General features: G+C 51.4%; 15 protein-coding genes and 1 tRNA gene. All 16 read right to left on the bottom strand.

Annotation, left to right across the window (positions count from 1 at the left end):
- Position 1: 1 nt before the first annotated feature.
- The 16 genes from nuoI to ACO0LM_RS11250 all read right to left on the bottom strand — a co-directional run bounded on the left by nuoI (position 2) and on the right by ACO0LM_RS11250 (position 15711).
- Positions 2 to 490, bottom strand: coding sequence for an NADH-quinone oxidoreductase subunit NuoI (gene nuoI / locus ACO0LM_RS11325; protein ID WP_422986244.1), 489 nt, complete (start codon positions 488 to 490; stop codon positions 2 to 4).
- Positions 491 to 502: 12 nt separating this feature from the next.
- The gene (nuoH, locus tag ACO0LM_RS11320; RefSeq protein ID WP_423037096.1) at positions 503 to 1567 is read right to left on the bottom strand and encodes an NADH-quinone oxidoreductase subunit NuoH; all 1065 of its coding nucleotides are present in this window, start codon (positions 1565 to 1567) and stop codon (positions 503 to 505) included.
- Positions 1567 to 3873: an NADH-quinone oxidoreductase subunit NuoG gene (gene nuoG, locus ACO0LM_RS11315; protein ID WP_423037094.1), complete on the bottom strand. Its 2307-nt coding sequence runs from the start codon at positions 3871 to 3873 to the stop codon at positions 1567 to 1569. Before nuoG ends, nuoH begins: the two co-directional genes overlap by 1 nt.
- Positions 3874 to 3905: 32 nt before the next feature.
- Complete coding sequence (gene nuoF, locus ACO0LM_RS11310; RefSeq protein WP_422986238.1) at positions 3906 to 5201, bottom strand: NADH-quinone oxidoreductase subunit NuoF; 1296 nt, start codon at positions 5199 to 5201, stop codon at positions 3906 to 3908.
- On the bottom strand, positions 5201 to 5689 hold the full coding sequence (nuoE, locus tag ACO0LM_RS11305; protein WP_422986236.1) for an NADH-quinone oxidoreductase subunit NuoE: 489 nt from the start codon (positions 5687 to 5689) through the stop codon (positions 5201 to 5203). Before nuoE ends, nuoF begins: the two co-directional genes overlap by 1 nt.
- 37 nt (positions 5690 to 5726) lie before the next feature.
- Complete coding sequence (locus tag ACO0LM_RS11300) at positions 5727 to 6980, bottom strand: NADH-quinone oxidoreductase subunit D (protein ID WP_422986234.1); 1254 nt, start codon at positions 6978 to 6980, stop codon at positions 5727 to 5729.
- Positions 6980 to 7576 (bottom strand): NADH-quinone oxidoreductase subunit C, encoded by a 597-nt coding sequence (locus ACO0LM_RS11295; RefSeq protein WP_423037092.1) that lies wholly within the window; start codon positions 7574 to 7576, stop codon positions 6980 to 6982. The genes ACO0LM_RS11300 and ACO0LM_RS11295 overlap by 1 nt, the downstream gene beginning before the upstream one ends.
- 29 nt (positions 7577 to 7605) lie before the next feature.
- Positions 7606 to 8082 (bottom strand): NuoB/complex I 20 kDa subunit family protein, encoded by a 477-nt coding sequence (locus ACO0LM_RS11290; RefSeq protein WP_422986230.1) that lies wholly within the window; start codon positions 8080 to 8082, stop codon positions 7606 to 7608.
- Positions 8083 to 8088: 6 nt separating this feature from the next.
- Positions 8089 to 8448 (bottom strand): NADH-quinone oxidoreductase subunit A, encoded by a 360-nt coding sequence (locus ACO0LM_RS11285; RefSeq protein ID WP_162059352.1) that lies wholly within the window; start codon positions 8446 to 8448, stop codon positions 8089 to 8091.
- Positions 8449 to 8563: 115 nt separating this feature from the next.
- A tRNA-Leu gene (locus tag ACO0LM_RS11280) sits at positions 8564 to 8648 on the bottom strand.
- Between the two features lie 84 nt (positions 8649 to 8732).
- A complete protein-coding gene (gene secG, locus ACO0LM_RS11275; RefSeq protein ID WP_423037090.1) occupies positions 8733 to 9119 on the bottom strand; it encodes a preprotein translocase subunit SecG in 387 nt (128 codons plus the stop codon).
- Between the two features lie 49 nt (positions 9120 to 9168).
- The gene (gene tpiA / locus ACO0LM_RS11270; protein ID WP_423037088.1) at positions 9169 to 9912 is read right to left on the bottom strand and encodes a triose-phosphate isomerase; all 744 of its coding nucleotides are present in this window, start codon (positions 9910 to 9912) and stop codon (positions 9169 to 9171) included.
- A gap of 329 nt (positions 9913 to 10241) precedes the next feature.
- Positions 10242 to 11228: an NAD(P)H-quinone oxidoreductase gene (locus ACO0LM_RS11265; protein ID WP_423037197.1), complete on the bottom strand. Its 987-nt coding sequence runs from the start codon at positions 11226 to 11228 to the stop codon at positions 10242 to 10244.
- Positions 11229 to 11411: 183 nt separating this feature from the next.
- A complete protein-coding gene (gene pnp / locus ACO0LM_RS11260; RefSeq protein WP_423037086.1) occupies positions 11412 to 13544 on the bottom strand; it encodes a polyribonucleotide nucleotidyltransferase in 2133 nt (710 codons plus the stop codon).
- 216 nt (positions 13545 to 13760) lie between these two features.
- Entirely contained in the window at positions 13761 to 14030 is a 270-nt protein-coding gene (rpsO, locus tag ACO0LM_RS11255) for a 30S ribosomal protein S15 (RefSeq protein ID WP_110253976.1), read from the bottom strand.
- A 142-nt stretch (positions 14031 to 14172) separates the two neighbouring features.
- Positions 14173 to 15711, bottom strand: coding sequence for a 2-isopropylmalate synthase (locus ACO0LM_RS11250; protein WP_423037084.1), 1539 nt, complete (start codon positions 15709 to 15711; stop codon positions 14173 to 14175).
- Positions 15712 to 15785 lie beyond the last annotated feature (74 nt).

Raw genomic sequence — 15785 nt, 5'->3', positions numbered from 1 at the left:
GTTAGCGGTATGTAGCATCAGCGCTACGCGCTGCTGCAATTTGTGTCTCGTAACGATCACCTACGGCCAGCAGCATCTCTTTGGTGAAATACAGGTCGCCACGTTTTTCACCGTGGTATTCCAGTACATGGGTTTCCACGATGGAATCAACCGGGCAGGATTCTTCACAGAAACCACAAAAAATGCACTTGGTCAGATCGATGTCATAACGGGTAGTACGACGGCTGCCGTCAGCGCGCTGTTCAGATTCGATCGTGATCGCCATGGCCGGGCACACTGCTTCACACAATTTACAGGCGATGCAGCGTTCTTCCCCATTCGGGTAACGGCGCAAGGCATGCAAACCACGGAAACGTGGCGACTGTGGTGTCTTTTCTTCCGGGAATTGCACCGTGATCTTGCGGGCAAACATATAGCGGCCTGTCAGGGCCAGGCCCTTGATCAGTTCGCGCAGCATCAGGCTGCCAAAAAAATCCTTGATTGCTTCCATTTTTTTAGCCTCTTACTTCCAAATATTCCATGGAGTTTGCATCCATGCTGCGACGATCACCAGATACACCAGGGTCAGCGGGATAAATACTTTCCAGCCCAGACGCATGATCTGGTCATAGCGATAGCGCGGGAAAGAAGCACGTGCCCAGATGAACAGGGAAACCACAAAGAAGGTCTTGATGCCCAGCCAGATCCAGCCGGGGATGAAATCCAGGAAGCTAAACGGTGCAGACCAGCCGCCCAGGAACATCAGGGATGCCATGGCAGAAATCAAAATCATGTTGGCATATTCAGCCAGGAAGAACATGGCGAAGGACATACCCGAATATTCAACCATGTGACCGGCAACAATCTCGGATTCACCCTCCACCACGTCAAACGGATGACGGTTGGTTTCAGCAATACCGGAAATCACATACACCACAAACATAGGCAGCAGCGGCAACCAGTTCCACGAGAACAGGTTGAAACCATGGCGGGCAGCAAAGCCCTGGGTTTGCGCATTGACGATGTCCGTCATGTTCAAACTGCCTGATACCATCAATACGATGACCAGCACAAAGCCCATGGCGATTTCATACGACACCATCTGTGCCGATGCACGCATGGCACCGAGGAAAGCATACTTGGAATTGGATGCCCAACCGGCGATGATGATGCCGTACACTTCCATGGACGTGATGGCCATGATCAGCAACAGACCGGCATTCACATTCGCCAACACAGTTTGCGGGCCGAAAGGAATCACCGACCAGGCTGCCAGCGCCGGCATGATGGTCATGATAGGTGCCAGCACGAACAAGATTTTATTTGCCTTGGCCGGGATGATGATTTCTTTCAGCAGCAGTTTCAGTGCATCCGCGATAGGCTGCAGCAAGCCAGCAGGGCCAACGCGATTCGGGCCAAGACGGATATGCATCCAGCCTATCATCTTGCGTTCCCACAAGGTCAGGTAGGCCACACAGCCCATGACGGGCAAGGTGATGCAGACAATCTTGACCAGGGTCCACAGCGGCAACCATAAAGCGCCGAGGTGGTGCTGACCAAATTCATGAATAGAGAGCAGCAAATTCATTATGCACGCTCCAGTTTGATGGCACCGAACATGCCGTCCAGATTGGCTGTCAGGGTATGACCGGCAGCGATTCTGACCACATTGTCAGGCAGTGATTTGTCGATTCCAACAGGGATCAGGGTAGAACCTGTTTTGCTCAGTCTTACCATGTCACCTTCGGCGATGCCCAGTTTGCCTGCTTCGGCCAGGCTGATCCAGGCTTGTGGCGCACGCGCATCGGCAGTCAGTTGCAGGGATTCTGCACGACGTACAATAGCGTCTGTGCTGTAAATGCCGACATCGGCAATACGTTCCAGACCAGAACTGGCATTAGCAGAAACAGCCGGGGCGATTTTGGCCAGGTTATTCAGTTGCACCGTCAGGTCAGCTTGCGTCAGCACGGTATCGCGCACTGCTTCTGCCGTTTCAAAATCAAAGTTTTCCAGACCCAGCAAATTACCCAGTACGCGCAAGACTTTCCATGCCGGACGGGTGTCACCCAGAGGCTTGACCACACCGTGGAAACTTTGGGCACGACCTTCGCAACTGACGAAGGTACCGGCAGTTTCAGTGAATGGAGAAACCGGCAGCAAGACGTCTGCATATTCTGCGCCATGCTTGAATGGCGACATGACGACCACCATGTCAGCCTGATCCAGTGCGGCCTTGGCTTGCACCGGATACGCGCTGTCGAGCAAAGGCTCGGCGTGCAACACGATGTAGGCTTTTTTGGCTTGAGTGAAAACTGGTTTGGCATTATTGGCCGGTATGGCATTTGCCAAATAACCGCCAACGGTGTTCGCTGCTTCGGTCAGGTAACCAAATTCGCTACCTGCATTTTCAGCTATCCATTGTGCCAGCGCATGCAATTGCGATGCTTCTGGATGGTAAGAAGCGGTGTTACCGAGGAACACACCTGCTTTGCCAGCCAACAGGCTGGCCGCAATCGCTTCTGCTTTGGCAGATGCCTGCACTGCTTCCAGGCCGGCTGGTTTGGCGATTTCTTTTTTCGTTGCTACGGCTACCGCAACTTCAGCCAGGAAAGCTGCCCACAGCGATGGTGCAACGACTGCATTGTTGGCCAGCTTGATGAGCAACTCATCATCGGTTGCATGCAGGATGCTGAGCTTAGCACCCATTTTTACCGATTGACGCAAGCGGGCGGCCAGCAAAGGATGGTCTTTACGCAGGAAAGAACCAATCACGAAGACATTTTTCAACTGAGCAAACTTGGCGATACTGGTACCCAGCCAAGGTTTGATGGCAGAATTCAAAGCGAAGTCAGACTGACGCAGGCGGAAATCGACATTATCAGAACCCAGGCCACGAACGACACGTTGCAACAGGGTCAGTTCTTCCAGTGTTGCACTGGGTGCAGCAACCGCAGCAATGGCATCAGCACCATGTTCATGCTTGACATTACGCAGGCCATGGGCAACATATTCGAGCGCTGTCTGCCAGTCAGTTTCCTGCCATTCACCACCCTGTTTGATCATGGGCTTGGTCAGGCGTTCCGTGCTGTTCAGCGCTTCGTAAGAGAAGCGGTCTTTGTCAGAAATCCAGCATTCATTGATTTCTTCGTTTTCCAGCGGGACCACGCGCATGACCTTGTTGTTCTTGACCTGCACGATCAGGTTGGAACCCAGTCCATCATGGGCACTCACCGATTTACGGCGGGACAATTCCCAGGTACGGGCAGAATAGCGGAAAGGCTTGGATGTCAATGCACCAACCGGGCACAGATCGATCATGTTGCCAGACAATTCGGAATCAACTGTTTTGCCGACGAAGGAAGTGATTTCAGAATGTTCGCCACGGTTGAGCATGCCCAGTTCCATGACGCCAGCGATTTCCTGGCCGAAACGTACGCAACGTGTGCAGTGTATGCAACGGCTCATTTCTTCCATGGATACCAGCGGACCGACATCCTTGTGGAATACGACGCGCTTTTCTTCTTCGTAACGGGATGCCGTACCACCGTAACCGACAGCCAGATCCTGCAGTTGGCATTCGCCACCCTGGTCGCAGATAGGACAATCCAGCGGGTGATTGATGAGCAAAAATTCCATCACCGCTTTTTGTGCTTTTACTGCCTTGTCGCTGGAAGAACGCACGATCATGCCGGCGGTCACTGGCGTGGCGCAGGCAGGCAAAGGCTTCGGTGCTTTTTCAACCTCGACCAGACACATGCGGCAGTTGGCCGCAATAGATAATTTTTTGTGATAGCAAAAGTGCGGGATGTAGGTGCCAAGCTTATTGGCAGCGTCCATCACCATACTGCCCTCTTGGACTTCGACTTTTTTGCCGTCTATTTCGATTTCAACCATGGTCTACTCTAAGTGTGCTAACCGAAGCTGGCTTACATGTAAGTGGGCACCAAGCAATGCTTATGCTCGATGTGATATTCAAATTCTTCGCGGAAATTCTTGATCATGGCGCGTACCGGCATCGCCGCTGCATCACCCAGGGCGCAAATTGTCTTGCCCTGAATATTGTCAGCGATGGAGTTCAGCATATCCAGATCATCCGCACGACCCTGGCCATGTTCTATCCTGTGCACCATGCGATACAACCAGCCCGTACCTTCACGGCAAGGCGTGCACTGACCGCAAGATTCTTCAAAATAAAAGTAAGACAGGCGCAACAATGATTTCACCATGCAGCGCGTTTCATCCATGACGATCACCGCACCAGAACCCAACATCGAGCCCGCCTTGGCGATGGCGTCATAATCCATATCGGTAGCCATCATCACATCGCCGGTCAATACTGGCATGGAAGAACCTCCAGGGATAACCGCCTTGATCTTTTTACCGTCGCGCATGCCACCAGCCAGTTCCAGCAATGTCGCAAATGGCGTACCCAGCGGCACTTCATAATTGCCCGGCTTGGCTACGTCGCCCGACATGGAGAAAATCTTGGTGCCGCCGTTATTTGGCTTGCCCAGTGCAGCATATTTTTCGCCACCCATGGCAAACACAAACGGCACGGCTGCAAAAGTTTCCGTGTTATTGATCGTGGTTGGCTTGCCATACAAACCGAAGCTGGCCGGGAAAGGCGGCTTGAAGCGTGGCTGCCCTTTCTTACCTTCCAACGATTCCAGCAAGGCAGTTTCTTCGCCGCAGATGTACGCGCCGTAGCCGTGGAAAGCATGCAACTGGAAATTGAAATCGGAACCGGCAATTTTGTCGCCCAGCATATTGGCTGCACGCGCCTCTTCCAGCGCTTCTTCGAAACGGTCGTAATCAGCAAAAATTTCGCCGTGGATATAGTTATAACCAACTGTGATGCCCATGGCGTAAGCGCCTATGGCCATGCCTTCGATCAGGGCATGCGGGTTATAACGGATGATGTCACGGTCTTTGAATGTACCAGGTTCGCCTTCGTCAGTATTGCAGACCAGGTATTTTTGACCCGGGAACTGACGCGGCATGAAGCTCCACTTCAAACCAGTAGGAAAACCCGCACCGCCACGACCACGCAATGACGATGCCTTCAACTCGGCAATCACTTGTTCAGGCGGGATTTTTTCATTCAGGATACGTTTCAGTGATTCATAGCCACCACGTGCTACGTAATCTTGCAGATGCCAGTTCTTGCCATCCAGGCCAGCCAGTATCAAAGGCTTAATATGGCGATTGTGCAGACTCGTCATTATTTACCTGCCTCTTTCAATTCATTGACCAGACCGTCAATTTTGTCATTCGACATGAAACTGCACATGCGTTTGTTATTGACGATCATCACAGGTGCATCACCGCAGGCACCCATACATTCACCTTCAACCAGCGTGAATTGGCCATCTGCCGTGGTTTCCTTGTAATCAATACCGAGCTTTTGCTTCAGGTGATGTGCTGCACGTTCGCCACCTGACAGGGCGCAAGGCAGATTGGTACAGACCGAAATCTTGAACTTGCCCACCGGCTTGGTGTTGTACATGTTGTAGAAAGTCGCGACTTCCTGCACTGCTACCGCAGGCATGCCGATGTAATCAGCCAGGGTCTGCATGACTTCCGGAGATACCCAGCCAGTTTCATCCTGGGCGATAGCCAATGCGGCCATCACAGCGGACTGGCGCTGGTCAGCCGGGAACTTTGCCAGTTCACGATCAATTTTTTTAAATGCCTGCTCTGATAACACCATAGCTAATGCCTCGATTCGACGCCCTCAGGACGCCGCTTTATCTGTCAATCTCACCAAACACAATATCCTGAGTACCGATGATCGTTACCGCATCAGCAATCATGTGACCTTTTGCCATTTCATCCAAACCCTGCAAATGCGCGAAACCTGGCGCACGGATTTTCAGACGATACGGCTTGTTAGCACCATCGGACATCAAGTAAATACCAAACTCACCTTTAGGATGTTCGACTGCGGCATACGCTTCGCCAGCAGGAACATGGAAACCTTCGGTGAACAGCTTGAAGTGATGGATGAGTTCTTCCATATTCGACTTCATGTTCACACGATGTGGTGGTGCCACCTTGTGGTTATCAGTAATCACCGGCCCCTGGTTGTTTCTCAGCCATTCCACGCATTGTTTGATGATGCGGTTGGACTGACGCATTTCTTCCACGCGCACCAGGTAACGGTCATAGCTGTCGCCGTTCACACCTACTGGAATATCAAAGTCCAGTAAGTCATACACTTCATACGGCTGCTTCTTGCGCAAATCCCATTCAATGCCGGAACCACGCAACATAGGGCCGGTAAAGCCCATGGCTTTGGCACGCTCAGGCGACACGACACCGATGCCGACCAGACGCTGTTTCCAGATACGGTTGTCGGTCAGCAGTGTTTCGTATTCATCGACGTATTTCGGGAAGCGGTTGGTGAAGTCTTCAATGAAATCCAGCAGGGAACCCTGGCGATTTTCATTCAGCAAGCGCATCGCCTTTTCATTCTTCAAAGCAGACGTCGTAAATTGCGGCATTTGCTCTGGCAAATCACGATACACACCACCTGGACGATAGTAAGCAGCATGCAAACGTGCACCCGAGACCGCTTCATAGCAATCCATCAGGTCTTCACGCTCGCGGAAAGCGTACAGGAATACCGCCATCGCCCCCACGTCCAGCGCATGCGCGCCTATCCACAGCAAGTGGTTCAGCAAGCGCGTGATTTCATCAAACATGACGCGAATGTACTGCGCACGCAAAGGCACTTCCAGGCCCAGCATCTTTTCAATCGCCATGACATACGCATGCTCATTGGCCATCATCGATACATAGTCCAGGCGATCCATGTAAGGCACGGATTGCAGGAAGGTTTTTTGTTCTGCCAGTTTTTCAGTCGCACGATGCAACAGGCCAATATGCGGATCAGCACGTTGTATGACTTCACCATCGAGCTCAAGCACCAGGCGCAACACACCATGCGCAGCAGGATGCTGAGGACCGAAGTTCAGGGTGTAATTCTTAATCTCAGCCATTATTTCATCCCGTAATGTTCTTCACGAATGATACGCGGCACATTTTCGCGTGGTTCTATCGTGACAGGCTGGTAAACGACGCGCTTTTGATCTGCGTCATAGCGCATTTCAACATAGCCGGAAACTGGAAAGTCTTTACGGAAAGGATGTCCGATAAAACCATAGTCAGTCAGAATACGACGCAAGTCATTGTGACCATCAAACAAGATACCAAACAGGTCGAATGCTTCACGCTCATACCAGTTGGCAGCATTCCAGATATCGATCAGGGAAGGCACGACCGGCATTTCATCATCCGGTGCGAAAACGCGCACACGCAAACGCCAGTTGTTTTTAATAGACAGCAAATGCGACACGGCGGCATAACGCGCGCCTTCCCACAAGCCATCGCCATAGGTGGAATAATCAACACCACACAGATCAATCAATTCTTCGAAGTGGGTATCCGGATGGTCGCGCAACGTACGCATGGCATCCAGGTAAGCTGCTGAAGAAACCACGATAGTGATTTCACCCAACGCATTTTTTAATTCTAGAATGCGTTCACCCAGGACAGTTTTTACCGCCGTCTCAAGGTTTTCCAGTTTGGTAGTCATAATTTAATGTTGCCCCGGCGACGACGCAATTAACGCGCGATGGTATTGGTACGTTTGATCTTGTTTTGCAACTGTATGATGCCGTATATCAGGGCCTCTGCCGTCGGCGGGCAACCTGGCACATACACATCCACAGGAACAATACGATCACAACCACGCACCACGGAATACGAATAGTGATAATAACCACCGCCGTTGGCACAGGACCCCATGGAAATAACCCAGCGTGGCTCGGCCATCTGGTCATACACCTTGCGCAGCGCAGGTGCCATCTTGTTGCACAGCGTACCAGCAACGATCATCACGTCAGACTGACGCGGCGATGGGCGAAACACGACCCCAAAGCGGTCCAGATCATAGCGTGAAGCACCTGCGTGCATCATCTCTACTGCGCAGCAGGCCAGACCAAAGGTCATGGGCCACATGGAACCGGTACGCGTCCAGTTGATCAGCTTGTCGGCTGTTGTCGTGACAAAGCCTTCGTTCAATACACCTTCAATTGACATAATCCATCACTCCCAATCCAGAGCGCCTTTTTTCCAGATGTACCAAAATCCAACGCCAAACTCCAGCACAAAGCCGAGCATAATCAGAAAACCTGCCCAACCCAGATCACGCATCGCCACGCCCCACGGGAAGAAGAATGCCGTTTCCAGATCAAACAAAATGAACAGAATTGCTACCAGGTAGTAACGCACATCAAACTTCATGCGCGCATCTTCGAATGCTTCAAAACCGCACTCGTAAGCAGAATTTTTTTGAGAATCCGGTTTATATGGGGCAAGAACACGTCCCAGAATTTGCGGCACCACACCAACGGCGATACCAACCAGAATAAAGAGAAGAACTGGGAAATAATTTTCGAGGTTCACGTTAGGCTACCTGTAATTGAACGCCAGATTGAAGCAAGTCATTTATTGATATTGACAAGCAAGAAACAACTGCTTCCTCGACCAAGCCAGCAAAGAAAACTGACTCTATTTTTATTGGTGCCGACGACGAGACTCGAACTCGTACAGCTTTCGCCACTACCCCCTCAAGATAGCGTGTCTACCAATTTCACCACGTCGGCCTAAGCCCAGCATTCTACTATGTCTAGCCTCATTGTTCAACGCACAATTGCAGCAATCCAATGTTTTTTGCTGGGAAAATCAAATTATTTTGGAATCTGGTTTGCCTGACCAGTAGCTGCAGAGGATGCAGGCACGGCAGTGATAACCGGACCAGAAGCAGCACCTGCAGAACTTGCTGGCGCTGCCGGCTTAACAGCTGTTACACCTTCCATAACACCAATGGCGGGCTTGCGATTACCACTGGAAACAGCCAGGCCCAAAGTCGCTGCAAAAAAGACCGCAGCCGCCACGCCTGTGGCCTTGGACAGGAAGTTGGAAGAGCCAGTTGCACCGAACAGGCTACCCGATGCGCCAGAACCAAAAGAGGCCCCCATATCAGCACCTTTACCGTGCTGCAACAAAACCAGGCCAATAATTGCCAAAGCTGACAACACCTGAACAACCACAACCAACGTAAATAAAGTTTGCATTCAAGACATCCAAAAAAAATTAAGCATCCAACAAATTAATCCAAACCACTCAGGCCGCTGCAATAATCGACAGGAAATCCTGCGATTTCAATGCTGCACCACCTATCAGGCCACCATCAATATCGGACATTGCCAGCAATTCTGCGGCATTTTCCGGTTTCATGCTGCCACCGTACAAAATCTGCACCTTGCTTGCAGCCTCAGCATTTCTGGCTGCCATTTGCTGACGCAGGAACTGATGCACATCCTGCGCCATTTGCGGCGTTGCCGTCTTGCCGGTGCCAATTGCCCATACCGGCTCATAAGCGACCACCATTGCCGTCATATCGTCGAGCACATCCAGGACCGCATTCAACTGCGTAGCCACCACCTGATTGGTCTGGCCATTTTCACGCTGCTCCAGCGTTTCACCAACACAAACAATAGGCAACAGACCTGATTTCTGCAAGCGCAATGCCTTTTGCGCCACCAGCTCATCGCTTTCAGCATGATAGGCACGGCGCTCGGAATGCCCGACTATCACATACCTGCTACCGCAATCCGCCAGCATGGCTGCCGCTATCTCGCCGGTATAAGCACCCTGCGCATGTACGGACACATCTTGTGCGCCCCACATGACGGCAGTACCTGTCAATAATTCAGCACATTGCGCCAGATATGGTGCTGGTGGGCATACCAGGACATCACAATTCAATGATGCAGGCAAACCCGCCTTTATTTCAGACAACAACGAACGGTTAGCAGAAAAACCACCATTCATCTTCCAGTTACCGGCTATTAAGGTGCGTCGCATAGTAAGCCAAAATATAAATAACCGTCTATTGTAGCCCTCAGCGCTATCAGGGTCAAACCAGCGTACTCAGGTTTATGACTTTATGACTACAAAAACTGCACCAGAGGGCGCTTCAATGAACGCTTTTAGTGCAGATAAGCTATCTTTTTGGCCATGTCAGCCAAACTTTAAGGTCGTAGAACGTGTTTACGATCTGTAGCGAGTGAGCGTCAGCGGGGTAAGGGTAACAAAAACGCAGCGCAAAAAGCGGAATGTACTTCAGTACATGAGCATTTTGAGCAGCGCATGAGCCCCGATCACGCTCGCGCAGTAAGATCGCAAACAGGTTCTTAACCTGCATCCATAGACAACATGATTTTTCCTATATGCGCACCCTCCTCCATCATGGCATGCGCCTGCGCGGCCTGCGCCAGGGGGAAGACATGATGAATCACAGGCACGATCGCCCGGGAACTCAGCAGCGGCCAGACACGTTCCTGCAATTCAGTCGCAATCGCCTTTTTGAAAGCCACCGAGCGTGGGCGCAAGGTAGAACCAGTCACGGTCAGGCGGCGGCGCAATACCTGGGCCAGATCCAGTTCCGCAGTAGAACCACCCAGCAAGGCAATAATGGCGAGGCGGCCATCATCGGCAAGACAATTGATCTCCTGCGGCACGTAACTGCCCGCCACCATGTCCAGAATGACGTCAACGCCTTTGCCAGCCGTCAATTCCTTGATGACATCGACAAATTTCTCAGTCTTGTAGTTGATACCGCGTTCCGCACCCAGCTTTTCTGTTGCACGACACTTATCGTCCGAACCGGCAGTGGCAAATACACGATGCCCCAATGCCTTTGCAATTTGAATCGCGGCCACACCGATACCCGAGGTACCACCCTGCACCAGAAAACTTTCACCCGGCGATAAATGGGCGCGCTGGAATACATTGCTCCAGACCGTGAAATAAGTTTCCGGCAAAGATGCCGCTTCCAGCAAAGACAGGCCCTGCGGCAGCTTCAGACACTGTCCTACCGGTGCCACGCAGTATTCGGCATAGCCACCACCCTGCACCAGGGCACAAACCTGATCTCCGACCTGAAACGCGCTACCCTCGACGTCACCGGCAACCACCTCCCCCGCCACTTCCAGCCCCGGCAAATCCGACGCACCTGCAGGTACAGGGTAAAAACCCAGGCGCTGCAAGACATCAGGCCGGTTCACACCGGCGGCACTGACCCGTATCAGCAATTCACCCTTGCCAGGTACAGGCATGGGCCGGGTAGTCATCTGCAACACTTCCGGCTTGCCGTAATGGGTGATTTCTATGGCGCGCATTTCAGTTTTCATGGGGACTCATCAATAAAGTGGACGATGGGATTTGAATTGTAAGCGAATAAAAAAACGCCCGTACAAAGCACGGGCGTTTCTTCTTTTTTCCAGCCTGGCGGTGCAAGGCAAATGACGGCCTGATTATCTACTTATCATCTGCCTCATCATCTACCTCACTACCTGCCGCTGTTATTGCTGCTGTGGCTGACCTTGTGCTTCAGACTCAGACAATGCCGCCTTCATGGACAGCTTGAAGCGACCACGATCATCTGTTTCCAGCACTTTGACGCGCACTTGCTGACCTTCTTTGAGGTAGTCGGCAACCGCATTTACGCGCTCATTGGCGATCTGGCTGATGTGCAGCAAACCATCTTTACCTGGCATGATTTGGACAATCGCGCCGAAGTCCAGCAACTTCAATACTGTACCGTCGTAGACCTTGCCAACTTCAACTTCTGCAGTCAGTTCTTCGATACGACGTTTGGCTTCCTGGCCAGCTGCTGCATCCACAGAAGCGATAGTGACCACGCCTTCATCGCTGATATCGATTTGCGTACCAGTTTCTTCCGTCAATGCACGGATCACTGCACCACCCTTACCGATAACATCACGGATTTTTTCAGGGTTGATCTTGACTGTGATCAGACGTGGCGCAAAGTCGGACAGTTCGGTTTTACCAACCGGTACGGCTTCTTGCATTTTACCCAGAATATGGATACGGCCTTCTTTGGCCTGCGCCAGAGCGACTTGCATGATTTCTTTGGTGATACCCTGGATTTTGATATCCATTTGCAGGGCAGTAATGCCTTCTGCAGTACCAGCTACTTTAAAGTCCATGTCACCCAGGTGATCTTCATCACCCAGGATGTCGGTCAGAACGGCAAACTTGTTGCCATCCTTGATCAGGCCCATGGCGATACCTGCCACGTGTGCTTTCATCGGCACGCCAGCATCCATCAAAGCCAGGCAGCCGCCACAGACGGAGGCCATGGAAGAAGAACCATTGGATTCAGTAATTTCGGACACCAGGCGTACGGAATAGCTGAAATCTTCCGGATCAGGCAAGGCAGCCTGCAATGCGCGTTTAGCCAGGCGGCCATGGCCGATTTCACGACGCTTAGGTGTGCCAACTCGGCCTGTTTCGCCAGTAGCGAATGGAGGCATATTGTAATGCAGCATGAAGCGATCAGAGTATTCACCCATCAGCGCATCAATTTTTTGCTCGTCACGGGCAGTGCCCAGTGTAGCAATCACCAAAGCCTGCGTTTCACCACGTGTGAACAGGGCGGTACCATGCGTACGTGGCAAAACACCGGTACGGATAGTGATAGGACGCACTGTGCGTGTGTCACGACCATCGATACGTGGTTCGCCTTCGAGGATCTGGGAACGAACGATTTTCGCTTCCAGATCAAACAGGATATTACCCACTTCGGAAGAATCAGGAGCAGCTTCGCCTTTGGCAGCAGCTTGTTCAGCCAGTGCGGCAGCGACTGTGGACGTTGCCGCCTTCAGTTGCTCAGTACGTGCCTGTTTTTCTTTGGTTTGATAAGCAGCGCGCAACAGAGGCTCTGCGACTGCAGTTACAGCAGCAATCAGTGGCTCATTTTTTGCCGCAGGTGCCCATTGTACTTCAGGCTTGCCACCGTCACGTACCAGTTCATGGATCGCATCGATCACCGCTTTCATTTGCGTGTGGCCATACACTACCGCGCCCAGCATGATTTCTTCAGACAATTGCTGCGCTTCAGATTCCACCATCAACACGGCTTGCTCAGTACCGGCAACAACCAGATCCAGTTTGGATTGTTTCAGTTGCGTTGCAGTTGGGTTCAATACATATTGACCATCGATGTAACCAACACGTGCTGCACCAACCGGGCCACTGAATGGGATGCCAGCAACAGAAATCGCAGCAGAAGCGCCGATCATCGCAGCGATATCAGGATCGATTTCCGGATTGACGGACAATACATGAATGATGACCTGAACTTCGTTCAGATAGCCTTCTGGGAACAGAGGGCGGATAGGCCTGTCGATCAAACGGGAAGTCAGTGTTTCTTTTTCAGATGGACGACCTTCACGCTTGAAGAAACCGCCGGGAATACGGCCAGCAGCGTAAGTTTTTTCCATGTAATCCACGGTCAGAGGAAAGAAATCCTGACCTGGCTTGGCATCCTTCTTTGCAACAACGGTTGCCAGTACGACGGTATCTTCTATGGATACCAGGACCGCGCCAGAAGCCTGGCGGGCGATTTCACCGGTTTCCAGTGTGACCTGGTGCTGACCGTATTGGAAGGTTTTGGTAATTTTATTAAACACAATGTGTCCTTTCTATTTTGCCGACAGATTTTCAGGCGCTGTCGTTCACCTCACCGCGAGCAACCCGCCTGGATTGCTTTTTTGCCTGTTTTCAACATTTCCGTTAAAAACCGGGCTAAAACTGGGAGAAACTAAAACTCTACATAGACAAAAAGCCTGCGACAGACGACTGACGCAGGCTTTTTACTACCAATGATTTGCTAAGCTCAGCAAGAATTACTTACGCAAGCCGAGTTTTTCGATCAGTGAGCGATAGCGATTCAGGTCTTTACCTTTCAGGTAAGACAGCAGACTCTTACGACGGTTAACCATCATGATCAAACCACGACGGGAGTGGTGATCTTTAGAGTGCGCTTTGAAGTGACCATTCAGGTCATTGATACGTGCAGTCAACAAAGCAACTTGCACTTCAGGAGAGCCTGTGTCATTTTGACCACGGGCATTGTCCGCTACGATAGCGGCTTTTGCATTTTTTTCGATAGACATAATTTTCCTTAACATGCGATAACAAGAGTCGCCGTATTTATAAAAACAGCTACAAAACCATCGTTATCGTGAAATAGCAATCCCGCCGGAATGACGGGACGCGTGACTATACCACCGTTTTAAGTTGGAATCAAATCCTGCTTTAAATCTGGGGATTCAGTTTCTCGGTCTTTGATTGCAATTTATTCAATGCCGACAAATAGGCTTTCGCTGAAGCAACAACGATATCAGGATCAGCGCCGACGCCATTGACGATGCGGCCAGCCTTGGACAAACGCATGGTGACCTCACCTTGTGATTGCGTACCCGTCGTGATCGCGTTCACCGAGAACAACAACAGCTCTGCCCCACTCTGCACCTTGGAATCGATCGCATTGACCATGGCATCAACCGGGCCATTACCATTCGCTTCGCAACTGACTTCCTTGCCGTTTGAAGTAAATACGACTTTAGCAAATGGCAACTCACCAGTTTCAGAACGTTGCGAAAGAGAAACATAATGGAAGGCATCGTTGTTTTGCGCGTGCTCTTCATCGGACACCAGGGCAAGGATATCTTCGTCGAATATGTCAGACTTACGGTCGGCCAGTTCCTTGAAGCGGGCAAAGGCTGCATTGACTTCAGCCTCTGATTCCAATGCGATGCCCAACTCTTCCAAACGCTGTTTGAAAGCGTTACGGCCAGACAATTTACCCAGGACCAGCTTATTCGCGCTCCAGCCCACGTCTTCGGCACGCATGATTTCATAGGTATCACGCGCTTTCAAAATGCCATCCTGATGGATGCCGGATGCATGAGCAAAGGCATTCGCCCCCACCACGGCCTTGTTCGGCTGCACGGCAAAGCCGGTGATTTGCGACACCAGCTTGGATGCAGGCACGATCTGGCTGATATCAATACCCAGTTGCAGATCAAAATAATCCTTGCGGGTGCGCACTGCCATGACAATTTCTTCGAGCGCAGTATTACCTGCGCGCTCACCCAGGCCATTGATGGTGCATTCGATCTGACGTGCACCACCTATCATGACGCCGGCCAGGGAATTGGCCACCGCCATGCCCAGATCGTTGTGACAATGTACCGACCACACCACCTTGTCGGAATTCGGGATGCGTTCACGCAGGGATTTCAGCATATTGCCGTACAGTTCAGGCACGGCATAACCAACGGTATCCGCAAAATTGATGGTCGTTGCGCCTTCCTTGATGACTGCCTCCAGCACGCGGCAAAGGAAATCCATGTCTGAGCGACTACCATCTTCCGGACTGAATTCGACATCATCCGTAAAGTTGCGGGCATAGCGCACAGCCTGCATCGCCTGCTCCAGCACCTGGTCTGGCGTCATGCGCAATTTCTTTTCCATGTGCAAAGGAGAAGTCGCAATGAACGTATGGATACGCTTGCGCTGCGCGGCCTGCAAGGCTTCGGCGGCACGCGCGATATCTCGGTCATTGGCGCGCGACAGAGAGCAAATCGTGGAATCCTTGATGATGGAGGCAATCGCCTTGATGGATTCAAAATCACCTGGCGACGCTGCGGCAAAACCGGCCTCAATCACATCGACCTTCATTCTTTCCAGTTGCTTGGCAATGCGGATTTTTTCATCCTTGGTCATGGATGCACCAGGTGATTGTTCGCCATCACGCAAGGTTGTGTCGAATATGATGAGTTTGTCAGCCATGATATTGCTCCTGAGATAAATTTAAAAAAACAGAATTTATAAAATTGATATGAGATGAAACTGTAAATTGTGAA

Source organism: Undibacterium sp. Di26W (genome assembly GCF_049340265.1).
Lineage (GTDB): Bacteria > Pseudomonadota > Gammaproteobacteria > Burkholderiales > Burkholderiaceae_D > Undibacterium.
Note: the sequence above shows the minus strand (reverse complement) of the source record. Positions and strands in the feature narration are given on the sequence as shown.